Genomic DNA, 13047 nt, shown 5'->3' on the forward strand with positions numbered 1-13047 from the left:
TTTTGTCTGAAACAATCACTTATCTTTCTTCAGCGCCCCTAGCGTTGGCGTTTCGTCAAAGAAGTTCCATGGTTTAAGCAGAGTATGTACCCATTCGGTCGGCATAATCGGCCACTCTTCGGCGCGGGCCACATGTGTGGTGCCGGTGGTCATCCAGACAACGGCGTCGGTGTTGTCCAGCGACTCGTTATCTTTACTGTATTGTCCAAGACCGGTGTCATGAGTAGAACGGTTCGGATATTTGCCTTCCGGGAAACGCTCGCCAGGATGATAACGCGTTACCCAAAGCTGCTTGTCCATAAAGCTTAAACGATGATAGATCCACTCGTCCGGCGCGAACTGGGCACCTTTTGCTACCGGGTGAGTACCACCTGCATAAGGAATAATTTGATAGGAAACTGGATTGCCCATGCGGTTCTCTTTGTTCGGGTTACTCAACAGACGAATCGTGCCCGGATCAAACTTCTGCGCGGCATCCTGTTCATTGCCGATGTTGTACTGATTAACTTGCATGGTACTGGTGCGTGGGCCACCGGCAGTATTCGGTTTTACCACCGGGTCCATCGCCACCAGGCTGTTATTCTCGCCATCTACATCCAGATCGAGGCGGAAATTATAAATATGTTGGTGTGTAGTACCCACGATATTGTGATCGATAAGCGTGCCGTAGCGCGTGTCATCTTTCGCCGTCTCATCGTGCATGGTTTTCGCTTTAACACCTTTCACCGCTTCGATGCCCGTAGCACCGGCATCAATGCCAATAGTGCCGTTTTCATGGAAGATCCAGTCAAAAATGTAGTCATAGTTACCCACTGTACTGATCCAGCGCACCACCAACTCCCGGCGTTCGGTACTGACGTTGGGCTGGCCCATTTCCTGATGCTTATACTCCGGCCCGGCATAACGTTCAAATACCGCGATAGCACGAGGGATCTCCATCGGTACGCCAGTGTAGTCGGCGATGGTTTCATTCAGGAGCACTGCGTTAGAGGGTGCATCTTTGCCACGTGCAATTGGCGAGGTTAGCGTGCCCATACCGTAGTCACCAGAGTCCAGATACGCTTTAAAGTACCAGCCAATATCAGGATCACCGTAAGGCACAATCATGCCGCCGAGAGAACCTTCGTACATGACTTTGCGTTTGGTGCCATTGTCGTTATAAGTCACGGTGGAGATCATAGGTCCGACGCGCGAGTTCATGCTGAGGTGAAAATCCCAGTTCCGCCAGTGAATCATATCGCCAGTAATGGTGTAATTTTTACCTTCAGGCTCAATGATTTGCATAGGCTTAACTGCCGGAGCAACGCGGTCACGGCCATCAAATGGGCGTGCGGTCATTGGCACCGGAACTACCGCACCTTCTTCAATCTTAACGATTTTTTTCTGTTCTAAATCAACGACCGCCACCAGGTTTTCGATGAGATGTGCCCAGTAGTTGCCATCACCGACATCAAGATAGCTGATGACTTTGAGCAACCGGGCATCTTGTTTCAGGCCATCTTTACCATCGAAATAACCTACGGTCAGCGGCGTGGTAATCACTTTCTTCGCATCAGTAATACCGCGCTTCTTCACGGCAGCGGCAAATTCTTCACTGTTGTTAATAATGTTCTGCACACTGGCGAAATCATCCAGCAACACCATACCGTGGGCGTCTTTAATGGGTTGCCAGGAGAGCAGTTTGTTGTTTTGCAGATCCACCACCGCTTCGATGATATGTTTGCCGTCGAGCATAATGACGTCGGCTTTGCGTGGCTGGTCAACCGGTTTGTTTTCCAGCGCAAACGCCCAGACAGCTTCTTTATCTGGCGGTAGCAGGGAGATCTCAGTAAAACGGGTATTGGGTTTGAAGTCCGCGGAAGCTTTAACAATTTCAACGGCCTGTTTAATTTCGTCCGCAGTTAGCGCATTAAGTGGGTGAGGGCGCTTTTCTACCTGAAAGGTTTGATCCAGCCCGGACTGGAAAACATCGTTAATAAAGGTGTCAGAAACCCAGGCTTTATTGTCTTTCATCACTACCGGTACTTGCAGTGCCAGAGACTGACCATTAACAATTGCTGTTTGCGCACCAGGCTTCACTTTCACGTACGCGCCATCTTTAATCAGGGTAAAGATCTGGGCGTAGTCGTCCCACTGCACATCGGCACCAAATTCTTTAAGCGTTTTATCCATTGGCACCATATGCGCTTCACCACCGTGGGCAAATACCGGCGCTTGCCAGGCGAAACTTAAGGCGACTGCCAACGCCAGGGCTGTTTTACGGGCAGAATACAGAGAGGGGCTTCCCATTATTAACCTCGTCAGATGTTGTGTTCTTGTTAGCAACCGCGCTCTGTGGGCGGTTTAGTCAGGTTCACATTATCAGTACTGATGTAAAGGGGATTGCCTGCACCTGCCAGGTTGTTTGGCAGGTGTGCCAGCTTTTCATACAGTGGGTGCCCTGAAAATACAGATACACATCATGCATAACGTGACAACGTCACAAAATTTGGTGAAATAAAAGGGCAACTATTCGCCGTTGCCCTTCATTCACCGATTAATCGACAAAATCACCGTGCTGCCTGGCCACCAGCGTCAGAATTGAATACAGCGCCACCGGGGTTTGATGCTGATTGAATACCTCTACCGCCCATTCCACCACACCTGTTGGTTTTTCTTCTGCGCTACGCTGTTTTTTCAGCGTCTTGCGCTTACAGGTGAGACGCACCTGGATGGTATCGCCTGGCTTTACGGGTTCGATAAAGCGCAAGTTTTCCAGCCCATAATTAGCAATGACCGGACCGACACCGGCATCGACAAACAGACCCGCAGCCGCAGAAAGCACAAAATACCCATGCACCACACGCTCACCGAAAATAGATTCGGCAGCAGCAATCTTATCCATATGCGCATAGAAATGATCGCCGCTGAGGCAAGCAAAGTTAACAATATCGGCCTCTGTCATTGTGCGGCGGGGAGTCAACAGGCTGTCGCCTGGTTGCAGCTCCTCAAAATATTTGCGGAACGGATGAATACGATCTTCTTCGACTTTCGCACCGCGCACCCACTGTTTACTGATAGCGGCAAGCATCGTCGGACTACCCTGAACAGCGGTTCGCTGCATGTAATGTTTCACCGCTCGTAAACCACCTAATTCTTCACCGCCTCCTGCGCGACCAGGCCCACCATGTAACAGTTGTGGCAGTGGGGAGCCATGCCCGGTGGATTCTTTTGCCGATTCCTCATTGAGGATCTGAATTCGCCCATGCGTACGTGCCGCGTCGGTAATAAACTGACGCGCAATTTGCGGATCAGCCGTCACCAGCGTTCCCGCAAGGCTACCGCCGCCTGCACAAGCCAGTTGCAGAGCATGTCGCTGGTTTTGTGCTGGCATCAGCGTTGCGACAGGGCCAAAGGCTTCTGTTGCATGTACCGCCGGTGTTTCATCCGGCTGCGGACAGTACAATAAGGTTGGCGGGAAGAAGGCACCCGCAGCAGATAAATCCGCCTGACCACCGAGGCGAATCTCGCATCCTGCAGCCAGCAATATGTTCACTTTTTCCTGCACATCGGCACGCTGCTCAGCATTTACCAGTGCGCCCATTTTCACGCCTTCCTGAGCAGGATCACCGACCACGACTTTCTGTAATCGCGCAACCAGAACATCACTGACAGCATTAACCAATGCCTGCGGCACAATAATCCGCCGGATTGCCGTACATTTTTGCCCGGCTTTTGTGGTCATCTCACGCACAACTTCACGAATAAACAGCGCAAACTCCGGTTGATCCGGGGTGACATCTTCGCCCAGTACGCAGCAGTTCAGGGAATCAGCTTCCATAGTGAAGGGGATAGATTTGGCGACGATATTTGGCTGAACTCGCAGCATCTGTCCGGTCGCCGCTGACCCCGTGAAAGTCACCACATCCTGGCTGTCCAGATGATCCAAAAGGTCGCCCGCACTACCGCAGATCAGACTAATTGCGCCTTCGGGAACAAGACCACTATCGACAATTGATTTCACCATCGCCTGAGTCAGTTGGGCCGTCGCGGTAGCTGGTTTGATGATGGCTGGCATTCCGCCCAGCCACGTTGGTGCCAGCTTTTCCAGCATTCCCCAGCAGGGGAAGTTAAAGGCGTTAATATGCACTGCCACGCCTGACTTTGAGGTCAGTACATGGCGCGCGGCAAATCCACCTTCTTTCGATAAGGGGATCAATTCATCTTCCGGCCACAGCGTATCGTCAGGCAGCTCCCGGCTACCGAGGCTGGCGTAAGTAAATAACGTCCCAATGCCACCTTCAATATCAACCCAACTGTCTGCCCGCGTTGCGCCTGTTTGCGTAGAAAGAGCATAGAAGCGCTCTTTTTCACTCAGCAGATGTTTAGCGACCGCTTTAAGCATCGCCGCACGTTCGATAAAGGTCATAGCGCGAAGGGCGGGGGCACCTTTTTCAATGGCAAACTGGCGGGCAGCCGCCATATCAAGACCTTCACTGGTCACTTCCCATAACGCCTCGCCGCTAATAGCGTGGTGAATCAAACGGCTACGGCCCCGGCCAGACTGCCAGGTACCGGATAAGAAACTGGCTAACTGCTGCATCGCTACTCTCCAGATGTTTCACATTTCTGTTGCTAATAGTTAAATCGCGAATCATAAAAAGCAAGGGTTCTTTTAACGAAATGTTAACTATGCGATCTGTATAGCAACTGCGGAAAACATTAATGCACTGATAAATAATGATTTATAAAAATAGGGTGCGAAATCCGTCACAGTTCAAGCATACAAAATTTGTGATTTTAGTTAACCATTGTGTAACTTTCATAAAACAACGTGATTCGTGTTTTTAATTAATTCACGAAAACTGGAATCGTAAAGGTGATGACGTGACCCAAGAAGAACGCTTTGAGCAACGGATAGCCCAGGAAACGGCTATCGAGCCGCAGGACTGGATGCCCGATGCTTACCGAAAGACACTGATCCGCCAGATTGGGCAGCATGCGCACTCCGAGATTGTTGGTATGTTGCCTGAAGGTAACTGGATCACTCGCGCACCAACCTTGCGGCGTAAAGCCATTCTGTTGGCCAAAGTGCAGGATGAAGCCGGTCATGGTCTGTATCTCTATAGCGCCGCCGAAACACTGGGCTGCGCCAGAGAAGACATCTACCAAAAAATGCTCGACGGACGGATGAAATATTCCTCCATCTTTAATTATCCGACATTGAGTTGGGCTGATATCGGTGTTATCGGCTGGCTGGTGGATGGCGCAGCGATCGTCAATCAGGTGGCGTTATGCCGCACTTCTTATGGCCCGTATGCCAGAGCAATGGTGAAAATCTGCAAAGAAGAGAGTTTTCACCAGCGTCAGGGGTTTGAAGCCTGCATGGCACTGGCGCAGGGCAGCGAAGCTCAAAAGCAGATGTTGCAAGACGCCATTAACCGTTTCTGGTGGCCAGCCTTAATGATGTTCGGGCCAAACGATGATAACTCGCCAAACAGCGCCAGAAGTCTCGCCTGGAAAATCAAACGTTTCACCAACGACGAACTCCGCCAGCGTTTCGTGGATAACACCGTTCCACAGGTTGAAATGCTCGGTATGACCGTTCCTGACCCGGATCTGCATTTTGACACTGAAAGCGGTCACTACCGCTTTGGTGAGATCGACTGGCAGGAGTTTAACGAAGTAATTAACGGTCGCGGAATTTGTAATCAGGAGAGGCTCGACGCCAAACGTAAAGCCTGGGAAGAAGGTACCTGGGTACGGGAAGCAGCGCTGGCCCATGCACAAAAACAACTTGCCCGTAAGGTCGCATAAGGAGATTCAAAATGAGTAATGTTTACTGGCCGTTATACGAAGTTTTCGTGCGTGGCAAACAGGGCTTATCACACCGCCATGTTGGCAGTTTACATGCTGCCGATGAGCGGATGGCACTGGAAAATGCCCGTGATGCTTACACCCGTCGTAGCGAAGGATGTTCAATTTGGGTGGTGAAGGCGAGTGAAATTGTTGCCTCGCAACCGGAAGAACGCGGTGAATTTTTTGATCCGGCTGAAAGCAAGGTCTATCGCCATCCAACGTTTTACACCATCCCTGATGGCATTGAGCACATGTGAGGTCGGAAATGAATCAGTTAACGGCTTACACCTTGCGCCTGGGCGATAACTGTCTGGTGCTCTCCCAGCGGTTGGGGGAATGGTGCGGTCACGCACCGGAACTGGAAATCGATCTCGCACTGGCAAACATTGGCCTCGATTTATTAGGTCAGGCACGTAACTTCTTATCGTATGCCGCTGAATTAGCGGGAGAAGGTGATGAAGATACCCTGGCCTTCACCCGAGACGAGCGCCAGTTCAGCAACTTATTGTTGGTTGAACAACCAAACGGCAATTTTGCCGACACCATTGCACGCCAGTATTTCATCGATGCATGGCATGTGGCGCTCTTTACCCGTCTGATGGAAAGCCGTGATCCGCAACTGGCGGCGATTTCTGCCAAAGCAATTAAAGAAGCGCGTTATCACCTGCGTTTTAGTCGTGGCTGGCTGGAGCGACTGGGCAATGGTACTGACGTATCAGGGCAAAAGATGCAGCAGGCCATCAACAAGTTGTGGCGTTTTACCGCCGAACTGTTCGATGCCGACGAGATTGATATTGCACTGAGTGAAGAGGGTATTGCGGTTGATCCACGCACTTTACGCGCAGCGTGGGAAGCCGAAGTTTTTGCCGGGATCAACGAAGCCACATTGAACGTACCGCAAGAGCAGGCGTATCGCACTGGCGGTAAAAAAGGACTGCATACCGAACACCTTGGACCCATGCTGGCAGAAATGCAGTATCTCCAGCGTGTCTTGCCCGGTCAGCAATGGTAACAGAGGAGATGGGTATGCAACGTCTGGCCACCATTGCACCGCCACAGGTTCATGAGATATGGGCGCTACTCAGCCAGATCCCGGACCCGGAGATCCCGGTGCTGACCATTACCGATTTAGGCATGGTGCGTAATGTGACACAGATGGGAGAAGGATGGGTGATCGGCTTTACGCCGACTTATTCCGGTTGTCCGGCAACGGAACATTTGATTGGCGCGATACGTGAGGCAATGACAACCCACGGGTTTACCCCCGTTCAGGTTGTGCTGCAACTCGACCCGGCATGGACCACCGACTGGATGACCCCCGATGCCCGTGAGCGTCTGCGACAGTATGGCATTAGCCCGCCCGCCGGACACAGTTGCCATGCCCATTTGCCGCCAGAAGTACGTTGCCCGCGCTGCGCCAGCGTCCATACCACACTTATCAGTGAATTTGGTTCCACGGCCTGCAAAGCATTGTATCGCTGCGATAGTTGCCGCGAACCTTTCGATTATTTCAAATGTATTTGAGGATGCCATGACAACGTTTCATTCCTTAACGGTGGCAAAAGTGGAGCCGGAAACCCGTGATGCGGTGACCATTACCTTTGCGGTGCCCCAGCCTTTGCAGGAGGCGTATCGCTTTCGCCCCGGTCAACATTTGACCTTAAAAGCCAGCTTTGATGGTGAAGAATTACGCCGTTGTTACTCCATTTGCCGCAGCTATCTGCCTGGCGAAATTAGTGTGGCGGTGAAAGCCATTGAAGGCGGACGTTTCTCCCGCTATGCCCGCGAACACATCCGCCAGGGTATGACGCTGGAGGTCATGGTGCCGCAGGGGCATTTCGGCTATCAGCCACAGGCCGAACGCCAGGGCCGCTATCTGGCTATTGCAGCAGGATCAGGTATTACGCCAATGCTGGCGATTATCGCCACCACTTTACAAACCGAGCCTGAAAGTCAGTTCACCCTGATCTACGGTAACCGTACCAGCCAGAGCATGATGTTTCGCCAGGCACTGGCAGACCTGAAAGACAAATATCCTCAGCGTTTACAGTTGTTGTGCATTTTCAGTCAGGAAACCCTCGACAGCGATCTGCTTCACGGGCGTATTGACGGTGAAAAATTACAGTCACTTGGGGCCTCGCTCATTAATTTTCGTCTTTATGATGAGGCATTTATTTGTGGTCCGGCGGCGATGATGGATGAGACGGAAGCCGCCTTAAAAGCACTGGGAATGCCAGATAAAACCATTCATCTGGAGCGGTTTAATACGCCTGGCACGCGCGTCAAACGTAGCGTTAACGTGCAAAGTGACGGACAAAAAGTGACTGTACGTCAGGATGGGCGGGATCGGGAAATCGTGCTTAATGCCGACGATGAAAGCATTCTCGATGCGGCATTGCGCCAGGGGGCTGATCTGCCCTATGCCTGCAAAGGCGGCGTCTGTGCGACCTGCAAATGCAAAGTGCTGCGTGGCAAAGTGGCGATGGAAACCAATTACAGTCTGGAACCGGATGAACTGGCCGCAGGCTATGTGTTGAGTTGCCAGGCACTGCCGCTGACCAGCGATGTGGTGGTTGACTTTGACGCGAAGGGGATGGCATGAGCGAACTGATCGTCAGCCGTCAGCAACAAGTATTGTTGCTGACCCTTAACCGTCCCGCCGCACGTAATGCGCTAAATAATGCCCTTCTGACGCAACTGGTAAATGAACTGGAAGCTGCGGCTACCGATAGCAGCATTTCGGTCTGTGTGATTACCGGTAATGCACGCTTTTTTGCCGCTGGGGCCGATCTCAACGAAATGGCAGAAAAAGATCTCGCGGCCACCTTAAACGATACACGCCCGCAGCTATGGGCGCGATTGCAGGCCTTCAACAAACCTCTCATCGCAGCCGTCAACGGTTACGCGCTTGGTGCGGGTTGCGAACTGGCATTGTTGTGCGATGTGGTGGTTGCCGGAGAGAACGCGCGTTTTGGTTTGCCGGAAATCACTCTCGGCATCATGCCAGGCGCAGGAGGAACGCAACGTTTAATCCGTAGTGTCGGTAAATCGTTAGCCAGCAAAATGGTGCTGAGCGGAGAAAGTATCACCGCTCAGCAAGCACAGCAGGCCGGGCTGGTTAGCGACGTCTTCCCCAGCGATTTAACCCTCGAATACGCCTTACAGCTGGCGTCGAAAATGGCACGTCACTCGCCGCTGGCCTTACAAGCGGCAAAGCAAGCGCTGCGCCAGTCGCAGGAAGTGGCTTTGCAAGCCGGACTTGCCCAGGAGCGACAGTTATTCACCTTGCTGGCGGCAACAGAAGATCGTCATGAAGGCATCTCCGCTTTCTTGCAAAAACGCACGCCCGACTTTAAAGGACGCTAATGATGGAATTCATCCTCAGTCATGTAGAAAAGGGCGTGATGACACTAACGCTCAACCGCCCGGAACGCCTGAACAGTTTTAATGATGAGATGCACGCACAACTGGCAGAGTGCCTGAAACAGGTCGAGCGCGACGACACTATCCGTTGCCTGTTACTTACAGGTGCCGGGCGCGGATTTTGTGCTGGTCAGGATCTTAACGATCGTAACGTTGATCCCACAGGCCCCGCACCGGATTTAGGGATGTCAGTTGAACGTTTCTATAACCCACTGGTACGTCGCCTGGCAAAACTGCCAAAACCGGTGATCTGTGCAGTCAATGGCGTGGCGGCAGGGGCTGGCGCAACACTGGCACTGGGATGCGACATCGTTATTGCTGCCCGTTCAGCAAAATTCGTCATGGCGTTTAGTAAGTTAGGTTTAGTACCCGATTGCGGTGGAACCTGGTTACTGCCACGCGTTGCTGGGCGAGCGCGCGCCATGGGGCTGGCACTGCTGGGGAATCAACTGAGTGCTGAACAGGCGCACGAATGGGGGATGATCTGGCAGGTTGTTGATGATGAAACGCTGGCAGATACCGCGCAACAGCTGGCACGGCATCTGGCGACACAACCGACATTTGGTCTTGGACTTATCAAGCAAGCGATAAATAGCGCTGAAACCAATACGCTCGATACGCAACTGGATCTGGAACGTGACTATCAGCGACTTGCCGGACGGAGCGCAGATTATCGTGAAGGTGTCAGTGCGTTCCTGGCTAAACGCTCACCGCAGTTCACGGGGAAATAGCATGATGATAAATGTGCAAACTGTGGCAGTGATTGGGAGCGGCACCATGGGGGCAGGCATTGCTGAAGTTGCCGCCAGTCATGGACATCAGGTTTTACTGTATGACATTTCTGCTGAAGCGCTGACCCGCGCAATCGACGGGATACACGCGCGGCTAAATTCACGCGTGACGCGGGGAAAACTGACTGCTGAAACCTGTGAACGCACATTGAAACGCCTGATCCCGGTGACCGATATTCACGCGCTGGCAGCAGCGAATCTGGTTATTGAAGCGGCGTCTGAACGTCTGGAAGTTAAAAAAGCGCTCTTTGCACAACTGGCGGAAGTTTGCCCGCCACAAACGCTATTGACCACTAACACTTCGTCAATCTCTATAACCGCGATTGCTGCGGAGGTAAAAAATCCTGAACGTGTTGCGGGGCTGCATTTTTTTAACCCGGCACCGGTGATGAAGTTGGTGGAGGTGGTCAGTGGGCTGGCAACGGCAGCGGAAGTTGTCGAGCAGTTGTGTGAACTGACATTGAGTTGGGGTAAGCAGCCAGTGCGCTGTCATTCGACCCCCGGATTTATCGTTAACCGTGTGGCGCGTCCTTATTATTCCGAGGCCTGGCGGGCACTGGAAGAGCAGGTTGCTGCACCAGAAGTGATTGACGCTGCACTTCGCGATGGCGCTGGTTTCCCGATGGGGCCGCTGGAATTAACCGATCTGATTGGTCAGGACGTCAATTTTGCTGTCACCTGTTCGGTGTTTAACGCTTTCTGGCAGGAGCGTCGTTTTTTACCTTCGCTGGTGCAACAGGAACTGGTGATTGGTGGACGGTTGGGCAAGAAAAGTGGGCTGGGCGTGTACGACTGGCGCGCGGAACGTGAGGCAGTTGTTGGCCTGGAAGCGGTAAGCGACAGTTTTAGCCCAATGAAAGTAGAAAAGAAAAGTGACGGCGTCACGGAAATTGACGATGTTTTATTGATTGAGACACAAGGCGAGACGGCACAGGCGCTGGCAATACGACTGGCACGCCCGGTGGTAGTGGTCGACAAAATGGCGGGCAAGGTGGTGACCATTGCTGCGGCAGCGGTGAACCCGGACTCAGCGACCCGCAAGGCCATTTATTACCTGCAACAGCAGGGCAAAACAGTGCTGCAAATTGCAGATTACCCAGGAATGCTGATTTGGCGAACGGTAGCAATGATCATCAATGAAGCCCTTGATGCGCTGCAAAAAGGCGTGGCCTCTGAACAGGATATCGATACCGCCATGCGTCTTGGGGTGAATTATCCATATGGCCCGCTTGCCTGGGGAGCGCAACTTGGCTGGCAGCGAATATTAAGGCTCTTGGAAAATCTACAACATCACTATGGCGAAGAACGCTATCGCCCATGTTCATTGCTGCGCCAACGAGCGCTTCTGGAGAGCGGTTATGAGTCATAAGGCCTGGCAAAATGCCCATGCAATGTATGAGAACGATGCCTGCGCCAAAGCGCTTGGCATCGACATTATCTCAATGGATGAAGGCTTTGCTGTAGTGACCATGACCGTCACTGCACAAATGCTTAACGGTCATCAAAGTTGCCACGGCGGGCAGCTATTTTCACTGGCTGATACTGCCTTTGCCTACGCCTGCAATAGCCAGGGGCTGGCAGCCGTCGCTTCTGCCTGCACGATTGATTTTTTGCGTCCAGGCTTTGCCGGAGACACCTTAACTGCTACTGCGCAGGTACGTCATCAGGGCAAGCAAACCGGTGTTTACGACATCGAAATTGTTAACCAACAACAAAAAACGGTTGCGCTGTTTCGCGGTAAATCTCACCGCATCGGCGGCACCATTACAGGAGAAGCCTGATGCGTGAAGCCTTTATCTGTGACGGAATTCGTACGCCAATTGGCCGCTATGGTGGGGCATTATCAGGTGTTCGGGCTGACGATCTGGCTGCTATCCCTTTGCGGGAGCTGCTGGTGCGAAACCCGCGTCTCGATGCGGAGTGTATCGATGATGTGATCCTCGGCTGTGCTAATCAGGCGGGAGAAGACAACCGTAACGTAGCCCGGATGGCGACGTTACTGGCGGGGCTGCCGCAGAGTGTTTCCGGCACAACCATTAACCGCTTGTGTGGTTCCGGGCTGGACGCACTGGGGTTCGCCGCACGGGCGATTAAAGCGGGCGATGGCGATTTGCTGATCGCTGGTGGCGTGGAGTCAATGTCTCGGGCACCGTTTGTTATGGGCAAGGCAACCAGTGCATTTTCTCGTCAGGCTGAGATGTTTGATACCACTATTGGCTGGCGATTTGTGAACCCGCTCATGGCTCAACAATTTGGAACTGACAGCATGCCGGAAACGGCAGAGAATGTAGCTGAACTGTTAAAAATATCGCGAGAAGATCAAGATAGTTTTGCGCTACGCAGTCAGCAACGTACGGCAAAAGCGCAATCCTCAGGCATTCTGGCTGAGGAGATTGTTCCGGTTGTGTTGAAAAACAAGAAAGGCGTTGTAACAGAAATACAACATGATGAGCATCTGCGCCCGGAAACGACGCTGGAACAGTTACGTGGGTTAAAAGCACCATTTCGTGCCAATGGGGTGATTACCGCAGGCAATGCCTCCGGGGTGAATGACGGAGCCGCTGCGTTGATTATTGCCAGTGAACAGATGGCAGCAGCGCAAGGACTGACACCGCGGGCGCGAATCGTAGCCATGGCAACCGCCGGGGTGGAACCGCGCCTGATGGGGCTTGGTCCGGTGCCTGCAACTCGCCGGGTGCTGGAACGCGCGGGGCTGAGTATTCACGATATGGACGTGATTGAACTGAACGAAGCGTTCGCGGCCCAGGCGTTGGGTGTACTACGCGAATTGGGGCTGCCTGATGATGCCCCACATGTTAACCCCAACGGAGGCGCTATCGCCTTAGGCCATCCGTTGGGAATGAGTGGTGCCCGCCTGGCACTGGCTGCCAGCCATGAGCTGCATCGGCGTAACGGTCGTTACGCATTGTGCACCATGTGCATCGGTGTCGGTCAGGGCATCGCCATGATTCTGGAGCGTGTTTGAGCATATCAA

General features: G+C 52.7%; 12 protein-coding genes. 10 read left to right on the top strand and 2 right to left on the bottom strand.

All coding sequences use genetic code 11. The features are described 5' to 3' along the window. Positions 1 to 15: 15 nt before the first annotated feature. Both tynA and paaZ read right to left on the bottom strand, forming a co-directional pair. A complete protein-coding gene (tynA, locus tag ACJHXA_RS18530) occupies positions 16 to 2289 on the bottom strand; it encodes a primary-amine oxidase (protein ID WP_283512343.1) in 2274 nt (757 codons plus the stop codon). A 247-nt stretch (positions 2290 to 2536) separates the two neighbouring features. Then, positions 2537 to 4582 carry a phenylacetic acid degradation bifunctional protein PaaZ gene (gene paaZ, locus ACJHXA_RS18535; protein WP_001186504.1) on the bottom strand — a complete coding sequence of 682 codons (2046 nt, stop codon included), beginning with the start codon at positions 4580 to 4582 and terminating at the stop codon, positions 2537 to 2539. A gap of 284 nt (positions 4583 to 4866) precedes the next feature. Here paaZ and paaA point away from each other — a divergent pair, with 284 nt between their 5' ends. The 10 genes from paaA to paaJ are packed head-to-tail and all read left to right on the top strand — an operon-like array spanning position 4867 to position 13038. Beyond that, entirely contained in the window at positions 4867 to 5796 is a 930-nt protein-coding gene (gene paaA / locus ACJHXA_RS18540) for a 1,2-phenylacetyl-CoA epoxidase subunit PaaA (protein ID WP_000191073.1), read from the top strand. 11 nt (positions 5797 to 5807) lie between these two features. Then, positions 5808 to 6095 carry a 1,2-phenylacetyl-CoA epoxidase subunit PaaB gene (gene paaB, locus ACJHXA_RS18545; RefSeq protein ID WP_000073393.1) on the top strand — a complete coding sequence of 96 codons (288 nt, stop codon included), beginning with the start codon at positions 5808 to 5810 and terminating at the stop codon, positions 6093 to 6095. A gap of 8 nt (positions 6096 to 6103) precedes the next feature. Further along, entirely contained in the window at positions 6104 to 6850 is a 747-nt protein-coding gene (gene paaC, locus ACJHXA_RS18550) for a 1,2-phenylacetyl-CoA epoxidase subunit PaaC (protein WP_001072837.1), read from the top strand. A 14-nt stretch (positions 6851 to 6864) separates the two neighbouring features. Next, entirely contained in the window at positions 6865 to 7362 is a 498-nt protein-coding gene (paaD, locus tag ACJHXA_RS18555; protein ID WP_001189197.1) for a 1,2-phenylacetyl-CoA epoxidase subunit PaaD, read from the top strand. A gap of 7 nt (positions 7363 to 7369) precedes the next feature. Next, on the top strand, positions 7370 to 8440 hold the full coding sequence (paaE, locus tag ACJHXA_RS18560) for a 1,2-phenylacetyl-CoA epoxidase subunit PaaE (RefSeq protein WP_000206364.1): 1071 nt from the start codon (positions 7370 to 7372) through the stop codon (positions 8438 to 8440). After that, complete coding sequence (gene paaF / locus ACJHXA_RS18565; protein ID WP_001292341.1) at positions 8437 to 9204, top strand: 2,3-dehydroadipyl-CoA hydratase PaaF; 768 nt, start codon at positions 8437 to 8439, stop codon at positions 9202 to 9204. Before paaE ends, paaF begins: the two co-directional genes overlap by 4 nt. Next, positions 9204 to 9992, top strand: a complete 789-nt coding sequence (gene paaG / locus ACJHXA_RS18570; RefSeq protein WP_000969780.1) for a 2-(1,2-epoxy-1,2-dihydrophenyl)acetyl-CoA isomerase PaaG — start codon at positions 9204 to 9206, stop codon at positions 9990 to 9992. Before paaF ends, paaG begins: the two co-directional genes overlap by 1 nt. A 1-nt stretch (position 9993) precedes the next feature. After that, complete coding sequence (gene paaH, locus ACJHXA_RS18575) at positions 9994 to 11421, top strand: 3-hydroxyacyl-CoA dehydrogenase PaaH (protein WP_000973371.1); 1428 nt, start codon at positions 9994 to 9996, stop codon at positions 11419 to 11421. Then, positions 11411 to 11833, top strand: coding sequence for a hydroxyphenylacetyl-CoA thioesterase PaaI (gene paaI / locus ACJHXA_RS18580; RefSeq protein WP_000018413.1), 423 nt, complete (start codon positions 11411 to 11413; stop codon positions 11831 to 11833). The genes paaH and paaI overlap by 11 nt, the downstream gene beginning before the upstream one ends. Then, the gene (gene paaJ / locus ACJHXA_RS18585; RefSeq protein ID WP_001206190.1) at positions 11833 to 13038 is read left to right on the top strand and encodes a bifunctional 3-oxoadipyl-CoA/3-oxo-5,6-dehydrosuberyl-CoA thiolase; all 1206 of its coding nucleotides are present in this window, start codon (positions 11833 to 11835) and stop codon (positions 13036 to 13038) included. The genes paaI and paaJ overlap by 1 nt, the downstream gene beginning before the upstream one ends. Positions 13039 to 13047 lie beyond the last annotated feature (9 nt).

The organism is Escherichia sp. WS33 (genome assembly GCF_046486385.1).
GTDB lineage: Bacteria > Pseudomonadota > Gammaproteobacteria > Enterobacterales > Enterobacteriaceae > ECMA0423.

Bases quoted from the DNA above. Each gene is read 5' to 3' on its own strand.
- paaH (WP_000973371.1), top strand. From the start codon at position 9,994: ATGATGATAAATGTGCAAACTGTGGCAGTGATTGGGAGCGGCACCATG.
- paaJ (WP_001206190.1), top strand. From the start codon at position 11,833: ATGCGTGAAGCCTTTATCTGTGACGGAATTCGTACGCCAATTGGCCGC.
- tynA (WP_283512343.1), bottom strand. From the start codon at position 2,289: ATGGGAAGCCCCTCTCTGTATTCTGCCCGTAAAACAGCCCTGGCGTTG.
- paaD (WP_001189197.1), top strand. From the start codon at position 6,865: ATGCAACGTCTGGCCACCATTGCACCGCCACAGGTTCATGAGATATGG.
- paaZ (WP_001186504.1), bottom strand. From the start codon at position 4,582: ATGCAGCAGTTAGCCAGTTTCTTATCCGGTACCTGGCAGTCTGGCCGG.
- paaC (WP_001072837.1), top strand. From the start codon at position 6,104: ATGAATCAGTTAACGGCTTACACCTTGCGCCTGGGCGATAACTGTCTG.
- paaF (WP_001292341.1), top strand. From the start codon at position 8,437: ATGAGCGAACTGATCGTCAGCCGTCAGCAACAAGTATTGTTGCTGACC.
- paaB (WP_000073393.1), top strand. From the start codon at position 5,808: ATGAGTAATGTTTACTGGCCGTTATACGAAGTTTTCGTGCGTGGCAAA.
- paaE (WP_000206364.1), top strand. From the start codon at position 7,370: ATGACAACGTTTCATTCCTTAACGGTGGCAAAAGTGGAGCCGGAAACC.
- paaG (WP_000969780.1), top strand. From the start codon at position 9,204: ATGATGGAATTCATCCTCAGTCATGTAGAAAAGGGCGTGATGACACTA.
- paaI (WP_000018413.1), top strand. From the start codon at position 11,411: ATGAGTCATAAGGCCTGGCAAAATGCCCATGCAATGTATGAGAACGAT.